Source organism: Mycobacterium cajalii (genome assembly GCF_045809005.2).
Taxonomy (GTDB): domain Bacteria; phylum Actinomycetota; class Actinomycetes; order Mycobacteriales; family Mycobacteriaceae; genus Mycobacterium.
Map to the genome: position 1 here is coordinate 3,824,402 of NZ_CM141436.1, position 17,338 is coordinate 3,841,739.

Below are 17,338 nucleotides of genomic sequence, written 5' to 3' on the forward strand. Positions count from 1 at the left end.
CCATAGGAAAGCCCGCCCACCCCGGCGACACGGGACGGCCAAACACACCCCAAGTCCAAAATGCGCTATCGCTCAGCGATCTTCATGGCTCAGCACCCCCGAACCCCACCAGTGCGAAAAATCGAGGTTAGCAGCCTCCTTTGTGCGAGTGCTCGCCACCACGCTGCAAGCCATTGAACAATGCTGGCAGACTGACGAACCCTTTCTGACTCAGCTCGTCGCAGCATGCCTACAGGGGATCGACATCGCCCGCAGCTCACCGATAATGCGATCACTAGTTGACGACCACCAAGCCCTTGGTGCTGCCTATCACGCCGCCGAAGGCTCCGAGTTGTGGAGAGCCAAACTCGCTGACGCGCTCGTTCGGCGCCTCGAGGCTGCTGCCGCTGCCGGCGAGATTCGGAGCGATCTTCGCGCCGACACCCTCGCGCGCTGGATTGTCCGCATCAACTTTAGCCTTATTGCCCAACCCGCCGTATTTGAAGACGGTGGTAACCAGGGCGTGCTGCGCAACCTGCTCGTCGCCTCGCTAAATCCTCCGCGGTAGCCGAGTCGATCACGTCAACCCACGGTTATGGCGGCTGGGCCGTCAGCGCCGGCGGCGAGCAATCTCGCTGGCCGTGCCCGCCAGGAAGGCGAGACTATCCGCATTGCAGCATCGAGCCGAAAGTCCCTCTTTTTCCAGCAGGATCCATGTTCGTCCAGCGCTGATCCGTGCGGGCCAGGACACGACTCGATTGCGGCCTGACAGCATCGATCGCCAATCATGACGTTCGGCTGATCGCAGCGATGCTGACGTCTTGTTCGAGCACGTCCGCATCGACACAGAGGTGCAAGTAAGTGTTCTTCAACTGGTCCCCCATACGACCTGCGCCGCCGCCGGCTCAGCGTTGCCGGCAACGTTGACGAGGTCATCGTCAGCGACCAGACCGCCGCCGCGTTACCCGAGCTGGTGTTGCTTGACCCCGACTGTGAGCGGCTGGCGTTCGGCATGCGCGCCCACCCAGACGGCGCTGCCTTGCTGGCCGGAGCAGATGACCTCGAGGAGCTGATCGAGTTCGTGGCCGCCGAAGCCAACCACGAACCCAACCGGGCGCCGTCAACACCGCCTCGACGCCGCGTTTAATTTAATGCACTGACCGACTCCGCCCAAACCCTCTACGGCTGAACATCTCTCGGCCCTGCAGTGTCGCTCCCGGGGGGCTGCCAAAGCATCTGGAGCGGGGTGAACGAAAACCCGCCCCCGCGGCAGCAGCGGGCGGGCCTGTCGCCTGAGTTCCTCAGCCCGTATGCTGATGGCGAAGCCGCGAACCGGCCTGTGCTTTTACACCAACTTTCGGACGCAACCGCTTCAACTAATGCATCGTGATGTCCCGTTACTACGGCACCAAAGTCGGATACCGTTGTTTCGACTATGCTCACAGCTCACTTCGCTGAGCGGTCTGCCGCCGACGGGTCCGGGGTGGTGGCTACATTGCTCTCCGCGTGGGCTCGGTATAGGTGGCGAAATGAAGCGAGGTGCGCTTGTGCAGAAGCGGTTCAGCGCTGCGTCGGCAGCCGTTTTGATAGCGGCGATTCTTGGCGCGTGCTCGCTGGGTTCAAAAGCAGCACCACAACCGGGAACATTACCCGCCGGAACTGCGCAGGTGACGATCAACGATCAGGTTCTCCCGGAGACCCATGCGGTGATATGCATACCGGCAGGATCGTTAACCACCATTACCATCGGTGACACCTCGACAGGCACTCAGGCGTTTGTCTCCAACGAGAAGGCGCTCACGGCCAAAGCCGTCAACATCAACGATCTGGGCGGCTTCACCGGCAGTTTTAACCAAGACCTCCAAGGCAAAGCCGAGGTAACCATAAGTGGTTACACCTACACAATCCGTGGCAGCGCAAAGGGATTCGACACGAACAACCCCAGCCTGAACGCAGTCGGCACATTCACGATCAAGGTTGCGTGTTAGGGCTACCCAGCTATCGCCGGCCAGAACTGGATCATGGCTTGCGCGCACTTACGTCGAGCGATCCGTAGCGCAAACTCCAGCAGAGCCGTCGCCGCTTAAGGCTCAGTGCGGGCGCCAACGACGGTTGATTCCTGCCCTATTCCGGAGGATAGCCTGGCGGTGGATACACGCCCCTTAGGATCCAGGGCAGCCATCTGAGGCCGAACTCGAGTTCGTCGCTCGCGTCATAGTCGGGGGTGGGGTCAAGCGGAATATTCTGCCCTTGGGTGCTCGCCGGCGTTGTGCCCCCGCTCCCTTGTGGCTGTCCGTAGACCGCCACCACAACGGTGCGGTCCGGGCTGTTTTCCGACCACACCCCAACTTGGCTGTGGTCGCAATTGGACATGATGTTGAAATAGGCTGGGTTGTGGTACCACCGGTTGAGTAAATCGTTGCCGCTGATTGCGATTGACTGATTGATCGCCACCGTTTCCGCCACTGGACCATGGAAGCCGGCCGCATTGGCACGGTCTTGCGGCGTGGACCCGTCTGAGCCGATGTCACCGTCGAGCGCACGGTTGTTCAGCACATCCTCGGTGTGCCGCTGCGCAGCGAGTTGCAGTTGCGGGTTGATCCGAACGTCGTTGGTGCAGCCCGCCTGATGCTGAATAGTGTAGACATTGGCGACGACACCGTCGTTGAGTCGCTTATTGTTCGGTATGAGCGTGTTGTTGTCGCCATCCGCATGTGCGACGGGAACTCCCAGGAGGGCGCCGGCGGCAGCCACCAAGACAGACAGGGATAGCGGCCGATACTGCATGTCCAACTGTCCAACTCCTCCTTGTTAGCCACGAGGTGGCGGTAGGCGCCACTGGGCGGCGACGGACCTTATCCGACGAGGTACTACCTTGACCGCGATCGCATACTCGGATTTTGAAGCATCGACACGGCACCCGGGCACCAGAGCTACAGCCGATGTGATTGCGGCGCAGAATCGCTCGGATCCGCTCGCCCTCACTGCAAGCGGATGTGGGACCGACTTGAATCTAGTCAATGTGCGACCAAACTGAGCCGGGCATGGGTGTAGGCTACCCACGGCGCTGCGGCGGCGTCTAGTGGTTCTATTGAATTAAACAGTTAAATATTATCAGGTGCACTCGTTGTCCTCCGGTCCGAGATCCCGAATGCTGCCACCATCGATCCAACCGTCCTGATAGCGCCCCAACGAGGGCATACGATCCAGGTTGCCACGCTTCAGCAATTGATTGGGAACTGGCCGACCCCGTCATCGGCAAAAAGCCGACCGTGGCCGGCGCAGCTGAGAAAAGCCGCGTCTCGGCGCTCGTTAGCGGAACCGGGACTGGCAGCGCGGGGTGGTCACGACACGATCGATCCGGCGGTCACGTTGACCATTCGCCACCTGCCACGCTGACATCGACCCGATACTGCTCTGATAGTCGGGAGATCAGCCGTGCCTAACCCGCAGGTGGTTGGTAACCCACAGCCGACTTCCGCAGCTGCCAGATTTCGGCGGGGCACAATAAATTAACCGCATACGAAACAAGGTAGTTGGCCGCGAACTCGTCGTCAGGAGTCACGTCACTTTTCACGTCACCCATTATTTGGGCGTAGGGTTCGCCTCGGGTGACTTTGTCGCAGATTCCGTGACCGTAGCTGAGCGCGTCATTATTTGGGAAGTTGTAGTGCCGCCGCACCATAACGTCATATACGTACTCCACCTCAGGTGCCGGAGCGGCACGTGCCCGCGATGCTAACGTTCCCGCGACTCCGCCAACCGCAGCCGCCGCGACGAGCAAGGCGACCGACAGGCTACCTGGTTTCAATGACTGCCACCCCCATCCACGCCTGGCATCGAATGAGCCCCGGACACAGCACCGCTAATTGGTTCCCGCTTTCCGACTCCACGGCTTAGTAGCTGAATATATAACTATTCGTAGGTTTCCGTCTATGTGTTTTCGTCTATGTTGAGTCGTCGGGCATTACACAAGGCGCACGACACCGGCCCAGCGTCGCGCACCGAACTCGACGCCAAGATCGCCGGTTTCCATGTGGCCGCCCGACGGCATCTACGACGCCCCACACCGGACGTGGTCGATCGCGTCTCCGAAGATTACGTTTCGGTCTGACGTCGGCGTCGACGCGGGGCGCGGCGTTACCGCGAGGGCGTAGAAGAGAACGGTTCGCCACCGTCCACTGTCCGCCAGCCCGTAGCGACCACTGAAGTAATGGATTGACATTAATCTCTGGCGCTGCCAAGCTGGCGTGGCATCGGTCACATGAGTGTGTCACACACCCGGCCGTCACAAGGGGAGCGATCATGGCGGCAGCCGAAGCGGAGTCCACAGCCCCACTCGCAGGCGTGGTCGTCGTTGATCTGTCGACGACGCTGCCTGGTGCGCAGGCCACCCAGTTCCTGGCCGACTGCGGAGCCGACGTCATCATGGTCGAGCCGCCCGACGGCAGCCCGCTGCGGCAGTTGCCGGGATGGCCAGCACTTCTGCGGGGCAAGCGCAGCGTCACGCTGGATCTGCACGACGACGCCGACCTGGATCAGTTGCGGGAACTGTTGAAACGCGCCGACGTGTTGGTGAGCACCCTGCGCCCGGCCGCCGCCGAGCGCCTGGGCATGACCCCCGCCGTGCTGGCCGAACGCTACCCGCGCCTGGTGGTCGCCATGATCACCGGGTGGGGTTCGACCGGCCCGTGGCGCGAGTACAAGGGCTGGGAAGCGCTGATCATGGCCAAGACCGGTGTCATGCACGAGAAGCGGGACCTCACCCGCAGGCCGGGACCGGCCTACATCTCGTTTCCCTATGCATCGTGGGGCGCCGCACAGGCCGCCGTCCAGGCGATCCTGGCCGCACTCATCGAGCGCAGCTCCAGTGGCCGCGGTCAGGTGGTGGAATCCAACCTGGTCACCGGGGTGGGGTCGATGGACCCGTACAACTGGTTCTACGAGATGGTGCTGGAGCGGTACCCGGGTGCCTTCGAGCCGATGGACGCCGCCTACGACGAACAGGGACGCCCGCAGGCGTGTTCGGGGGCATTCAGGTTGAGCACCACGGGGTAGCGATCCGGCGTTGACGATGAGTAGCTCGTCAGCTGGTCGTAGCTGGTTTGGTGCTTGCGGTGCCGGGGCGGCACGGTGATCACGTCGTTGTAGGCGACGGCCCCCCCGGTAGGTGTCTCTGGCTGGAGTCTTGCGGGAGGGCCGTCTGTGCGCTTGGGAGGCGCAGTGGTCACGGTAGAGGCGGATGTCGATCTAGTCGAGCGCAGGTTGGCAGCGGGTGAGCTGCGGTGCCCGGCATGCAGTGGGGTGTTGGCGGGTTGGGGGCGGGCCAGGCCGCGACTGCTGCGCGGTGCGGATGGGCCGGTGTGGTTGTGTCCTCGCCGGTCGCGCTGCACCGACTGCCGCGTCACCCACGTGTTGTTGCCGGTGACGGCGTTGCTGCGGCGCGCCGACGTGGGTGCGGTGGTCGTGTCCGCGTTGGTGGCCAAGGCCGTGCGCCGGGTGGGGTTTCGCCGGATCGCGGCCGAGTTGGCCTGTCCGGCGGAGACGGTGCGGGGCTGGCTGCGTCGCTTCGGTGAGCGGGCCGAGGCGGTGCGGTCGGTGTTCACGGTGTGGCTGCGCGCGGTGGATGCCGATCCGGTGATGCCTGAGGCGACCGGCAGCGGGTTGGCCGACGCGATGACAGCGATCGTCGCGCTGGCGGCGGCCATCGGGCGCCGGTTCGTGCTGTCCGAGGTGTCGCTGGCCGAGACCGCGGTGGCGGTGTCGGGTGGGCGATTGTTGACACCGGGCTGGCCCGGCCCGGCAGCGCAACACGAACCGACCCTGCCGCCGACGCCGATCACCCCGTAAACCTGTGCGCTGTCATGTGTTTGAAAGACAGCAAAGGAGGCGGCCAGTGGTCGGCGATGATGAGGTGAAGGTGCGGTCCGAGCGGGCCCGGGCGATCGGGCTTTTCCGGTACCAGCTAATCCGGGAGGCCGCCGATGCGGCGCACTCCACCAAGGAACGCGGCAAGATGGTGCGCGAGCTGGCATCGCGCGAGCACACCGACCCGTTCGGGCGCCGCGTGCGGGTCAGCCGCCAGACCATTGATCGCTGGATCAGGGACTGGCGTGCCGGCGGGTTCGACGCGTTGGTACCCAACCAGCGCCAGTGCACCCCGCGCACCCCGGAGGAGGTGCTGGAGCTGGCGGTTGCGCTGCGGCGGGAGAACCCGCAGCGCACCGCCGCGGCGATCCGCCGAATCCTGCGGACCCAGCTGGGCTGGGCACCCGACGAACGTACCCTGCAACGTAACTTCCACCGGCTCGGCCTCATCGGTGGCGCGGCCACGGGGTCGGCACCAGTGTTCGGGCGGTTCGAGGCCGCCCACCCCAACGACTTGTGGACCGGGGATGCGTTGCACGGCATACGTATTCAACTCAGAAAGACCTACCTGTTCGCGTTCTTAGACGATCATTCCCGGCTGCTGCCGGGCTATCGGTGGGGCTATGCCGAGGACACGGTGCGGCTGGCCGCCGCGTTGCGGCCGGCACTGGCCTCACGCGGTGTTCCCAAGGCGATCTACGTTGACCGCGGCTCGGCATTCGTCGATGAATGGCTGCTGCGCGCGTGCGCGAAACTCGGTGTGCGCCTGGTGCATTCGGCACCATACCGGCCGGAAGGTCGGGGCAAGATAGAGCGGTTTTTTAGGACCGTGCGCGACCAGTTTTTGGTCGAGATCACCGGCGAGCCCGACACCATCGGCCGCCACTATGTGACTGACCTGGACGAGTTGAATCGGCATTTCGCGGCCTGGACCGAAACGGTCTACCACCGCACGATCCATTCCGAGACCAGCCAAACCCCGCTGGAGCGCTGGTCAGCCGCTGGGCCGGTCGCGCTGCCCGCACCCGAGGCTCTCACCGAGGCGTTCCTGTGGGAGGCGCACCGGCGCGTGACCAAGACCGCCACCGTGTCACTACATGGCAATTCCTATGAGGTTGACCCGGCATTGGTCGGGCGCAAGGTCGAGTTGGTGTTCGATCCGTTCGACCTGACCCGCATCGAGGTTCGCCTGGCCGGCGTGCCGATGGGGCTGGCGATCCCGCACCACATCAGCCGCCACTCCCATCCCAAGGCCAAACCAGAAACCCCGAGCACACCACCGCAACCGTCCGGTATCGACTACGCGCAGCTGCTCGAGACCGCGCATGCGGCCGAACTGGCCCGCGGCGTCAACTACGCCGCCCTCACCGGGGCCGGCACGGAGATTCCCGGCCAGCTTGACCTGCTCACCGACCAGGAGGTCGCACCCCGATGATGGAATTGATCTCCTACTTCGGCTTTTCTCGGATGCCGTTCGGCCGCGACCTGGCCCCGGGCATGCTGCACCGCCATGCCGCCCACAACGAAGCGGTCGCCCGCATCGGCTGGTGCATCGCCGAACGGCGCATCGGCGTGATCACCGGCGAAGTTGGCGCCGGCAAGACCGTCGCCGTGCGTGCCGCGCTGGCCGCCCTTGACCGCAGCCGCCACAGCATCATCTACCTGCCCGACCCCACCGTCGGGGTACGCGGCATCCACCACCGCATCGTCGCCTCCCTCGGCGGCCAACCCCTGACCCACCACGCCACCCTGGCTCCACAGGCCGCCGACGCGCTGGCCGCCGAACACGCCGAGCGCGGGCGTACAGCCACCGTCGTCGTCGAGGAGGCGCACCTTTTAAGTCACGACCAATTGGAGGCCATCCGCTTGCTCACCAACCATGATCTCGATTCGTCGAGCCCGTTCGCCTGCTTGCTCGTCGGCCAGCCCACCCTGCGGCGGCGGATGAAACTCGGCGTGCTGGCCGCGCTCGACCAACGCATCGGGCTGCGCTACACGATGGCGCCCATGACCGACAAAGAAACCGCCAGCTACCTGCACCACCACCTCAAGCTGGCCGGGCGCGACGACGCACTGTTCTCCGACGACGCCATCGGGTTGATCCACCAAACCAGCCGCGGCTACCCCCGCGCGGTCAACAACCTCGCGCTACAAGCCCTCGTCGCCGCGTTTGGCGCCAACAAGGCCATCGTCGACGAATCCTCCACCCGCACAGCCATCGCCGAAGTCACGGCAGACTGAACACCACCGCGACACCCTGAACACCACCGACCCCGCCGGACCCCGCCCGGCGGGGTCATTTCATACCCCCACATCCTCACCGCCAACGCCGCCATAATGCTCATCCTGAGTGCCGGGCAACACCACCCTGCAGGCACTGATCCCCAACAACACCAGTTATGTCGGCCGGCCCGAGATCCAGGCGGCCGACGAGAACTTCTACGGGCTCAATGCCCTGTACCGGATGTATCGCGCCGCCGACGGTTGGGTTTTCCTGGCGGCGCCGCTGGCCCACGAGTGGCCGGCGCTCGCCAAGGCGATGGCCCCCTACGTCGACCTGTACGCCGATGAACGGTTCGCAACGGCGACGTCGCGGGCGGAGAACGACAAAGCGCTGATAGACGTCCTCGCCCCCATGTTCGCCACCAAGACCAAGCTGGAGTGGGAACAGGAGCTGTCCTCCCAGGACGTCGGCTGTGTGGAAGTCGTGGAACGCAATTCGGAACTGGTGCTGCAGACCGACCCGTACTTCGACGCGGGGTACTCGGTGGAGGCCCACAGCCCCATCTTCGAACACCACCGGCGGCTGGCACCGTTGTACCGGTTCTCACGATCACCCACCAAGGCCGATGCTGGCTGCACGATCGGACAGCACACTGATGCGGTGCTGCGCGAAATCGGGCTCGATCACGCCCGGATCGCCGATCTACGTGCGCGCAAGATCGTCGGCGGCGGCTAGCGCTCCTCTGACTCGGCGAAGAGGCCGCGGGTTTCGTAGGACACCGGCGCGGTCAGCATGCCGACCCAGCCGTCGACGTAGTTGTGCAGCTGAGCCTCACTGATCCCGTGGCCCGACCGGGCCGACTCGGCCAGCACGTTAAGCAGGCTGGTGTAGAGCTGGAACGTGCGACCGCGCCGAACCCGTTCGGGGAGGTCCTGCAATGCGGCTTCGACGAGCTCTTCGAGTCGCTCCTGGGTCCAGTCGTCGTCGACGTGGTCGGGCCAGTAGTCCGTGCGGGCCCGCGGGTCCTCGCTAAGCCGCGCCAGGAACGGCACGAACATCTCGCCCGCTTTGATGCTGTTGGCCAACGGACGCACCAGCAGCCACACCACGGCGCGGGGATCGGCCTCCTTACCCTCGTTATGCATCCGCGCCAGCATTTCCTGCCGCTGAGTGCCCAGTGTGCTGAGGCGGAATGCGATGAGCGCCCGGATGAGGCCATCTCGCGAGCCGAAGTGGTAGCGGATCACCGAGGTGTTCGACTGGCCGGCGGCTTCCTGAATCTCGCGCAGGGTGACCGCTTCGATGCCCCGCGTGGCGAACAGGCGTTCTGCTACCTCAATCAGCATCACGCGGGTCGACTCCCCCGAGACGTTACGACGGCGCGCGGTCGTGGACATCTCGGTTCCCGGTCCCGCCATCAGGCCTCCTTTGACGTCACGACAGTCTCATAGCACCCGGCGCCTCGGCCATATAATAATGCTAATTCATTAAAAATTCTGGACTTCCTCACACGAAGCTGCCACCATCGATGCAGGCAGCCCCGCAGCCCTGGAGGACACATGAGCTTTATCTGGACCAACTCCGGCGATTCCCACTTCATGGAACCCGACGACCTGTGGCAGTCCCGACTGCCCAAGAAACTCGCCGAACTGACACCGCACGCCGAGAAGGATCCCGACGGCGAGTGGGAAACCGTCCACGTCGACGGTCAGATCTTCCGGCGCAAGCTGCCCTCGTCGGCGATGATGATGTTCGTCGAGGAAAGCATGAAACCCCAGGGCATCCGCGACGCGAAAGTGCGGCTCGACGACCTGGACAAGGAGGGCGTCTGGGGCGAGGTGATCTTCCCGTCTCTGGGCATGTGGGCATCGAGCTTCCGCACCCCCGAACTGCTCAAGGCCTGCATGCGCGCCAGCAACGAGTACGCGCTGGAGGAAATCGCTTCGGTGTCGCCGCGCTATGTCGTGACCGCCCAGGTGTCCATCCTCGACGTCAATGACGCCGTCGAAGAGCTGCAGTGGGCCGCCGGCAAGGGCTTCAAGGCGGTCTTCTTGCCGACCACCCCACACCCCAGTGCCCCCGACTGGCACCGCAACGACTGGGAACCGCTGTGGGCAGCGGCCGAGGAGACCGGCATGGTGCTGGCCTTCCACATCGGCACCGATCCGGTGGACATGACGGTCGGCGGCCCGAGCGGCGGTGCTGGCCTGGTCTACCGTGGCCCGGGGGGCGCGGTGATGAACTACGCCGAAACCACGTTCTCCGGCCAGCGGGCGGCGATGAAGATGGTGGCCTCCGGAGCCCTGGACCGCCACCCGGGTCTGAAGATGCTGATCTCCGAGGGTGGCGCCACGTGGGTTCCGTTCCTCGGCGACCGAATGATCGAGGGTTATCGCCAGCATCACATGGCGGTGCGGCCCAAGCTGGATCGTTCGCCCAAGGAAATCCTGTATAGCCAGGTCTACGCGTCCTTCCAGCACGACGAGACGGCGGTCGCGGCCTACGAACACATGGGCTACAAGAACGTGATGTTCGGTAGCGACTACCCGCACATGGAAGGCACCTTCGGGCATACGCAGGATACGCTCAAACAGCTCTTCGATGGGGTCAGCGACGAGACCCGGCTGCGGATCACCCAGGGCACGTTCTACGAACTGTTTCCGGATGTCCCGCCGGTCCCGGCCGAAGCCCTCTGAGCCCGTGCCGAACAACTCCGGTCAACCCGACGTCGCGATAGTTGGAATCGGCGCGACGCCGTATTACAAGCGTGGTCAGTCCCTGCCGAAAACGACGACCGAGCTTGCCTGCGAGGCCATGCTGGCGGCCTGCGAGGACGCCGGTCTGGCTGTCACCGATATCGATGGCTTCGCCTACTACTCGGGCGCCAGCGCCGGCTACACCGAGAAGATGGACACCGCGGACTTCATGGAAACCCTCGGGATTCCGGAAGTCCGATTCACCGCGGCGCTGACATCGGGCGGTGGTGGCTCGGCCGGCGCAATCGGTCTGGCCAGGGCGGCGATCGTCTCCGGCGACGCCCACGTCGTGGTGACCTTGATGGCCCTGCAGCAGTCCAAACAACGTCTCGGATCGGTGTTCTCGGCGTTGGAGCCCGACCCGACCAACTCGTTCCTACAGCCGTCAGGCCTCTTCGGGCCCGGGCAGCTGATGTCGGTGCTGGCCCGCCGGCACATGTATCTGTACGGCACCCGGCGGGAGGCGTTCGCCGAGATCGCCATCTCGACACGGGCCAACGCGGCCAACCGGCCCAAGGCGATGCATCGCGAACCGCTGACGCTGCAGGACTACTTCAACGCGCGCATGATCGCAGAACCGTTGTGTCTGTACGACTTTTGTCAGGAGACCGACGGCGCAGCGGCGGTGATCACCACAAGCCTCGACCGCGCCAAGGACCTGCGGCAGCCGCCGGTACCGGTGGTCGCCGCCGCCCACGGCGGCGTTAAGGACTGGGGCCGGGCGTTCGCGTGGATGGGGATGCCCGACGAGTACTTCGCCTCCTCAGGTAACAAGCCCATCGCCAAACGACTCTACGAGCAAGCGGGCATCACCGCCGCAGACATTGACGTCGCCCTGTTGTATGACCATTTCAGTCCCATGGTGCTCATGCAGCTCGAGGATTATGGCTTCTGCGAAAAAGGTCAAGGCGGACCATTCGTCGAAAGCGGCGCGATCCGATACCGCGGCGGCTCCATCCCGGTGAACACCCACGGCGGCCAGCTGTCCGAGGCCTACATTGTCGGGATGACCCACATCATGGAAGGAGTCGAGTAGATGCGCGGCACCGCCATCAACCAGGTCCGCGACGCCGAACTCGCACTCGTCACCGGCGGTCCGGCCAGCCTGCCGGTCAGCGGGCTGATCCTGGGGCGTGCGGCATGAACGCGCCGACAACGACCCTGGCGACGACGATCCCCGGCGAACACATCCGCATCGCCGTCAACGAGACAACCGAACCCTTCTGGGAGGCCGCCAAACAGCGCCGGCTTGTAGTGCCCCAGTGCGCCGATTGCGGCACGTTCCGGTTGCCGCCGACCCCGTTCTGCCCGAACTGCCAGTCCAACCACATCAGTTGGCCCGAATTGAGCGGGGAGGCAACGGTGTACAGCTTCGCGGTGGTCCACGGCTTCCCGGGTATGCCTGATCTGTTGCTGGTGCCCGCCGTGCTCGACCTGCCCGACGCGCCGGGGGCCCGGCTGGTCTCCAATATCGTCGACGTCTCCCCCGCCGACGTGACCATCGGGATGCGGGTGCACGTGGACTTCACACCGATCGCCGATGGGTGGATGCTGCCGGTTTTCCGCACCATTTCCGCCGACCGAGGCGGCGAGTAACGACCATGTCCAACGACAGCGCCCTGCACGAGAAACCTCTGGAGTTCCTCAACAGCATCGCCAACACCGGGGGCTTCTGCGATGGGCAAGCCATCCTGCCAGAGAACGGGCATTACCGCGCCTCTTGCTCCTGCGGCATGTGGACGGTTGAGGTCGACGACGCGCAGGAAGGGCTGCGCCAGGCGCGCATCCACACCGGCAGCATCAGTGCGTAGGCGTCTCGGCGAGGCGGCACGTGCTGCCCGTCCAGGTTCTGCAGGCAGAAAATATCGCCGGTGCGCCTGCGGGGTCCACCGACAGATGGGAGTCTCAATGACCGACTCGACACTTGACCTCGAACGGCCCGCGGTCGAGTTACGCATCGGCGCGCACCGGTTGTCGGCCGGCTCGGGTGGTGTGTACCAACACGTCAATCCCTGTACCGGACAACCGGATGCGACGGTCCCGCTGGCCGGAGAAGCCGAGGTGGACCGTGCGGTGCACGTCGCCCACGAGGCATACCTGCAGTGGCGGTCCACCAAGGGCTCCGACCGGCGCCGCATGCTCATGCGCCTCGGCGACCTCATCGAGGAACACGCGGTCGAGTTCGGCCGGCTCGGTGCCATGGACAACGGCACCGCTACCGGAGCACTGACCTTGATGACGCCCCTGGCGGCGGAATGGACCCGCTACTACGCGGGGTGGGCAGACAAGATCAGCGGCGACGTCACGACGTCGCTGCGGAGCGACGGTGAATTTACCTACACCCTCGCGCAACCGTACGGTGTGATCGGCGCGATCATCACCTGGAACGGCCCGCTGATTTCCCTGGCGATGAAGGTGCCGGCTGCTTTGGCCGCGGGCAACACCGTCGTTGTCAAACCCTCTGAGCTGACACCGTTTACGTGTGGCCTCTTCGCCGATCTGGCTCACCAGGCGGGGATACCCGACGGTGTCATCAACATCGTTCCGGGCGGTCCCGCCGCCGGTGAGGCACTGGTGCGCCATCGGCTGGTGAAGAAAGTCAGTTTCACCGGTGGGCCCGACACCGCTCGCAGGATCATGCACACCTGCGCAGACCTGATCAAACCGGTCGTGATGGAACTTGGCGGCAAGTCCGGCAACATCATCTTCGGCGACGCCGACCTCGACAAGGCGTGCGGCGTCGGCACGATGTTCTCGGTGGGCCTACTCAGTGGGCAGGGCTGCGCCTTTCCCACCCGGATGATCGTGGCCAGGAGTGTCTATGAGGAGGTCATCGCGCGGGTACAGACCATCGTGGGTCACATCAAGGTGGGCGACCCGTTCCAGGCCGACACGATCAGTGGCCCCGTCGTCAATGAGCAGGCGCTACAACGGATCACCGGGATGATCGAGGCCGCGCGGCGCGACGGAGCGCGGCTCATCACCGGTGGCCAGCGCCTCGGCGGTGAGCTCGCGAACGGCTACTTCCTGACGCCGACGGTGTTCGCCGATGTCGACCCGCACTCCGAGCTGGCGCAAAAGGAAGTCTTCGGCCCCGTCTTGTCGATCATCCCGTTCGACGACGACGACGAAGCGATCGCCATCGCCAACGCCACGCCCTACGGGCTGTCGGGTTATGTGTTCACCACCGATCTGCGACGCGCCCATCGGGTCGCCGAGGAACTCGAGACCGGTGAGGTGTTGATCAACGGTGCGGCGAATCTCAATCCGACACGGCCGTTCGGCGGGATCGGGATCAGCGGACTGGGCAAAGAAGGCGGCCGGCGCGGTCTCGACGAGTTCCTGCGGATCAAGGGCGTCAGCATCGCGTGACGGCACGATGGGCGACGAAGGAGTTCAGGTGGGATAAGACATGGCACTGACCGACCTGGGATCACCCGGCTTCCCGCTGCATCCACTGCACGGCCCTCACCAACCCACCACCCACACACCACCACGGCGGCTGAATTCGGTCCGGCGCACAACGTCGATAGACATGACGCGTGAGGAGAATTCGCTGGATCCGGTTTATTTGATCGGCACCGGTCGCGATCTGTTCACCGCTCGCGATGGGTCGATGCGGGAACTCGGGCGGGCCGGACTGACTGCGACGATCGACATGGTGCCCCGCGTTGTTCAGCACATCGCGACCAAGCCGGCCATCGAGGGCATGTCACGGTTGGCGGGAGCGCCGGCGATGAGCGGTTTCCGCGCCGCCGTCGAAAAGATCGCACCGCAGTTGCGACAGCGCCGTCAGCTGCTCTACACCCTGCTCGACGACGTTCCGGTGGCCACCCTGATCTCCGGTCATGCGTTGTCGGCATCCGGAGTGTTGGGCGAGGTGGTCAAGTCCGGGTACCTGCCGGTGGCCGACCAGTGCGCAGGTTTCGTCACCGGCGGGCCGCTGATGTCGTCGTTCGAAGCCGGAGACCCCGCGATCGTGACCGGTCCACCTGCCCCCGAACTCGATGATCCCGCCGACCCGGCGGGCTGGCACGACATGGCACCCTTGCCGATTCACGGGATGCGCCGACGTCGGCGCCTCGACGTCGCCGAGAACGACCACGCCGCCACGGTCAGCATCGATGCCATGTTCCGTGACACCTACGTCCGCGCCGACGGCCAGGAAACCATCATCCACGAATACACCCTCACCGCGGCCGTCGATCCGGACAGTGGGCTGATCCTGCAATTCGAAGCGGTTCCGCGCGTTCTGCCCTGGCAGGAATGTCCCGGCGCTGTCGCCAGCGCTCGCGGGATCACCGGGATGACGTTGAGCGACCTGCATTTCCGGGTACGCCAGGAACTCACGGGCACGAGCACCTGCACGCACCTCAACGACCTGTTGCGCTTCGTGGCCGACGCCCGGGCCCTGATCGAACACCTGTAGGCCCGTCAATGGCGTCCGATCGACGAGCAGTCTCCGCGAGACATTGCGCGAACGGCGAGGAGCGGACATGCCGATAACCCTCACCCTCGACGTGACCGAGGCGATCAACTCGGGCGAGCAACTCACCCAGGTCGCGTGGGTATTCCTGCCCGATGAACCCGCCGAGTCCCTCGCCGCGCTGGTGTGCCTGCCCGGCGGCACCTACGACAAGCGGTACTGGCACCTCGAGATCGAGGGGCATCCCAGCTACAGCTTCGGGGAACACCTTGACAGAGCCGGCTACATCGTCATCGCGGTCGACCATCTCGCAGTCGGCGACAGCACCGATCCGATCGCGTCGGGCCCCCTCGGCCTTGAACTGCTGGCTGCAGGCGACGCTGACGTTGCCCGCCAGGTCCGAAAGCATTTGCAACAAGGCGATTTCGTTGACGGGCTGGCGCCGATAGATCTCCCGGTGGTCGGTGTCGGGCACTCCATGGGCGCGTGCCTCACCACCATGGTGCAGGCCAGCACGGGCGCCTACGACGCGGTGGTGCTGCTCGGCTACGGCGTGCAGATCACCAACGTGCACGAAACCATGGCCGATGCCGAAACCCTCGAGGCGCGCATCCAACAGAGCATCGAAATGTTCTATCAGGTCTCGGGGGCCAAACCCGGTGACAGCCACGGTATCGCGCCGCGCGACTACCTCACACCGATGTTCTACGCCGCAGAAGTGCCACAAGTGGTGATCGACGCCGACACGGCCGCCCAGAGCAGGGTGCCGGTGCGGGCCGGCAGCGAGGTCACCACGCCGGGGTTCGTCGAACGCTACACATCCCAGATCGATGTTCCGGTGTTCCTTGGCTTCGGCGGTGCCATCGACGTATCGCCCGACCCGTATGTCGAGCCCGCCAATTACTTCAAGTCACCGGATGTCACGCTCCATTTGGTCCCGAAGTCGGGGCACTGACACAACTTCGCCAGCCACAGAACTCAGCTTTGGAACCGGATCGCCGCCTGGGTGCCCACAGTCGCGAGCCGAACTAGGCAGGTTCGTACCCAAAAGAGCCCATCCGTCGGCTAGGGCATGTCTCCTATATGGCGGGTCCAAGTGATGCAGGCGCTGAGGACGACGGTGGCGCGGTAGACGATGGCGAGTTTGTCGTAGCGGGTGGCCAGGGCGCGCCATTGCTTGAGCAGAGCGAATGATCGTTCGACGAGATTACGCTGCTTGTAGAGGGTTTCATCGAAGGCCGGGGGTCGGCCACCTGCCGATCCGCGGCGCGCCCGGGCGGCGATCTCGTCGCGCTTCTGTGGGATGACTGCGGTGATCTTGCGGCGACGTAGCATCCGCCGGGCAACCCCACTGGTGTAGGCGCGGTCGGCGATCACGGCATCAGGGCGGGTACGGGCCCGCCCCGCGCCGATACGGGGCACCACAATCTCGTCCAGCACCGTGGACAACATTGCACCGTCGTTGCGTTGGCCGCCGGTAACCACAACAGCCAGCGGACGTCCCTTGCCGTCGACGGCAGTGTGGATTTTGGTGGTTAGGCCTCCCCGGGACCGTCCAAGGCCGTGACCTGCGGGTTCAGTGTCGTCCAGCGGCAGATTCTTGCAATTCGACACTGCCCCCTGTGTCCTGTTCGGGGCGCGTCGTGTTCGTCGCATGCTGATGGGCACGGTTGATCGTGGCGTCCACCGAGACCGTCCAGTCCAGCTTCGCCTCGGCATCCGCGGTGGCCAACAAGTCCATCAGCACCCGATCCCAGGTGCCATCCCCGGCATAGCGGCGATGCCGTTTCCACACCGTCTGCCACGGTCCGAACTCCGAGCGCGGCAAATCCCGCCACGGCACACCCGTGCGGTACCGGTAGATGATGCCCTCGACGACCCGGCGATCATCCCCGAACGGATGACCCCGGCGCCCCTCGTTCGAGGGCAATAACCCCGAAATCAATCCCCACTGAGCATCATTCAACAACCGAAACCGCGATACCGTCGCCATTCGAACAGCATCCCGTCAAAAACAGTCACCATATGGGAGACACGCCCTGATATGGAATCGGTTTTGTCAAGACCGCAGGGGGAAGCGGCGTC

Annotated in this window: 17 protein-coding genes and 2 pseudogenes; 15 read left to right on the forward strand and 4 right to left on the reverse strand. The window is 64.6% G+C overall.

Annotation, left to right across the window (positions count from 1 at the left end):
• The first annotated feature begins 148 nt into the window (after nucleotides 1-148).
• The 3 genes from ACJ512_RS18160 (at nucleotide 149) to ACJ512_RS18170 (ending at nucleotide 1,967) form a co-directional block, all read left to right on the forward strand.
• Nucleotides 149-547 carry a TetR/AcrR family transcriptional regulator gene (locus tag ACJ512_RS18160; RefSeq protein WP_461479790.1) on the forward strand — a complete coding sequence of 133 codons (399 nt, stop codon included), beginning with the start codon at nucleotides 149-151 and terminating at the stop codon, nucleotides 545-547.
• A 405-nt stretch (nucleotides 548-952) separates the two neighbouring features.
• Nucleotides 953-1,126 (forward strand): hypothetical protein, encoded by a 174-nt coding sequence (locus ACJ512_RS18165; RefSeq protein ID WP_249025940.1) that lies wholly within the window; start codon nucleotides 953-955, stop codon nucleotides 1,124-1,126.
• A gap of 400 nt (nucleotides 1,127-1,526) precedes the next feature.
• A complete protein-coding gene (locus ACJ512_RS18170; protein WP_249025941.1) occupies nucleotides 1,527-1,967 on the forward strand; it encodes a lipoprotein LpqH in 441 nt (146 codons plus the stop codon).
• Nucleotides 1,968-2,103: 136 nt separating this feature from the next.
• On the opposite strand, the gene ACJ512_RS18175 is transcribed toward ACJ512_RS18170, so the two are convergent.
• Both ACJ512_RS18175 and ACJ512_RS18180 read right to left on the reverse strand, forming a co-directional pair.
• Nucleotides 2,104-2,766: a CAP domain-containing protein gene (locus ACJ512_RS18175; protein ID WP_085242827.1), complete on the reverse strand. Its 663-nt coding sequence runs from the start codon at nucleotides 2,764-2,766 to the stop codon at nucleotides 2,104-2,106.
• Between the two features lie 655 nt (nucleotides 2,767-3,421).
• Nucleotides 3,422-3,775 (reverse strand): DUF732 domain-containing protein, encoded by a 354-nt coding sequence (locus ACJ512_RS18180; RefSeq protein WP_211279275.1) that lies wholly within the window; start codon nucleotides 3,773-3,775, stop codon nucleotides 3,422-3,424.
• Nucleotides 3,776-4,284: 509 nt separating this feature from the next.
• Between ACJ512_RS18180 and ACJ512_RS18185 the strand changes: the two are divergent.
• The 5 genes and pseudogenes from ACJ512_RS18185 to ACJ512_RS18205 form a co-directional block, all read left to right on the forward strand.
• Nucleotides 4,285-5,001: pseudogene (locus tag ACJ512_RS18185) on the forward strand (CoA transferase); the annotation flags it as partial.
• A gap of 201 nt (nucleotides 5,002-5,202) precedes the next feature.
• On the forward strand, nucleotides 5,203-5,829 hold the full coding sequence (locus tag ACJ512_RS18190) for a hypothetical protein (protein ID WP_407689734.1): 627 nt from the start codon (nucleotides 5,203-5,205) through the stop codon (nucleotides 5,827-5,829).
• Nucleotides 5,830-5,875: 46 nt separating this feature from the next.
• A complete protein-coding gene (locus ACJ512_RS18195; RefSeq protein WP_407689735.1) occupies nucleotides 5,876-7,282 on the forward strand; it encodes a DDE-type integrase/transposase/recombinase in 1,407 nt (468 codons plus the stop codon).
• On the forward strand, nucleotides 7,279-8,088 hold the full coding sequence (locus tag ACJ512_RS18200; protein WP_407689736.1) for an ExeA family protein: 810 nt from the start codon (nucleotides 7,279-7,281) through the stop codon (nucleotides 8,086-8,088). The genes ACJ512_RS18195 and ACJ512_RS18200 overlap by 4 nt, the downstream gene beginning before the upstream one ends.
• Before the next feature lie 109 nt (nucleotides 8,089-8,197).
• On the forward strand, nucleotides 8,198-8,806 hold the full coding sequence (locus tag ACJ512_RS18205) for a CoA transferase (RefSeq protein WP_461479791.1): 609 nt from the start codon (nucleotides 8,198-8,200) through the stop codon (nucleotides 8,804-8,806).
• Here the strand turns inward: ACJ512_RS18205 and ACJ512_RS18210 are convergent.
• Nucleotides 8,803-9,489 (reverse strand): TetR/AcrR family transcriptional regulator, encoded by a 687-nt coding sequence (locus ACJ512_RS18210; protein WP_407689348.1) that lies wholly within the window; start codon nucleotides 9,487-9,489, stop codon nucleotides 8,803-8,805. The genes ACJ512_RS18205 and ACJ512_RS18210 overlap by 4 nt on opposite strands.
• A gap of 141 nt (nucleotides 9,490-9,630) precedes the next feature.
• On the opposite strand from ACJ512_RS18210, the gene ACJ512_RS18215 reads away from it, so the two are divergent.
• The 7 genes and pseudogenes from ACJ512_RS18215 to ACJ512_RS18245 all read left to right on the forward strand — a co-directional run bounded on the left by ACJ512_RS18215 (nucleotide 9,631) and on the right by ACJ512_RS18245 (nucleotide 16,208).
• A complete protein-coding gene (locus ACJ512_RS18215; RefSeq protein WP_407689349.1) occupies nucleotides 9,631-10,767 on the forward strand; it encodes an amidohydrolase family protein in 1,137 nt (378 codons plus the stop codon).
• A pseudogene (locus ACJ512_RS18220) lies at nucleotides 10,736-11,971 on the forward strand (thiolase C-terminal domain-containing protein). The gene ACJ512_RS18215 and the pseudogene ACJ512_RS18220 overlap by 32 nt, the downstream one beginning before the upstream one ends.
• Nucleotides 11,968-12,423, forward strand: a complete 456-nt coding sequence (locus ACJ512_RS18225) for a Zn-ribbon domain-containing OB-fold protein (RefSeq protein ID WP_407689350.1) — start codon at nucleotides 11,968-11,970, stop codon at nucleotides 12,421-12,423. Before ACJ512_RS18220 ends, ACJ512_RS18225 begins: the two are co-directional and overlap by 4 nt.
• A gap of 5 nt (nucleotides 12,424-12,428) precedes the next feature.
• Entirely contained in the window at nucleotides 12,429-12,638 is a 210-nt protein-coding gene (locus ACJ512_RS18230; protein ID WP_407689351.1) for a hypothetical protein, read from the forward strand.
• A 97-nt stretch (nucleotides 12,639-12,735) separates the two neighbouring features.
• Nucleotides 12,736-14,199 carry an aldehyde dehydrogenase family protein gene (locus tag ACJ512_RS18235; RefSeq protein ID WP_407689352.1) on the forward strand — a complete coding sequence of 488 codons (1,464 nt, stop codon included), beginning with the start codon at nucleotides 12,736-12,738 and terminating at the stop codon, nucleotides 14,197-14,199.
• A gap of 46 nt (nucleotides 14,200-14,245) precedes the next feature.
• Nucleotides 14,246-15,256, forward strand: a complete 1,011-nt coding sequence (locus tag ACJ512_RS18240) for a DUF2889 domain-containing protein (protein WP_407689355.1) — start codon at nucleotides 14,246-14,248, stop codon at nucleotides 15,254-15,256.
• A gap of 91 nt (nucleotides 15,257-15,347) precedes the next feature.
• Nucleotides 15,348-16,208 carry an alpha/beta hydrolase gene (locus ACJ512_RS18245; RefSeq protein ID WP_407689353.1) on the forward strand — a complete coding sequence of 287 codons (861 nt, stop codon included), beginning with the start codon at nucleotides 15,348-15,350 and terminating at the stop codon, nucleotides 16,206-16,208.
• Nucleotides 16,209-16,318: 110 nt separating this feature from the next.
• Here ACJ512_RS18245 and ACJ512_RS18250 read toward each other — a convergent pair.
• A protein-coding gene (locus ACJ512_RS18250; RefSeq protein ID WP_407689354.1) for an IS5 family transposase occupies nucleotides 16,319-17,246 on the reverse strand; the annotation gives its coding sequence in 2 pieces (ribosomal slippage) (nucleotides 16,319-16,831 and nucleotides 16,833-17,246; 927 coding nt in all).
• Between the last annotated feature and the right edge of the window lie 92 nt (nucleotides 17,247-17,338).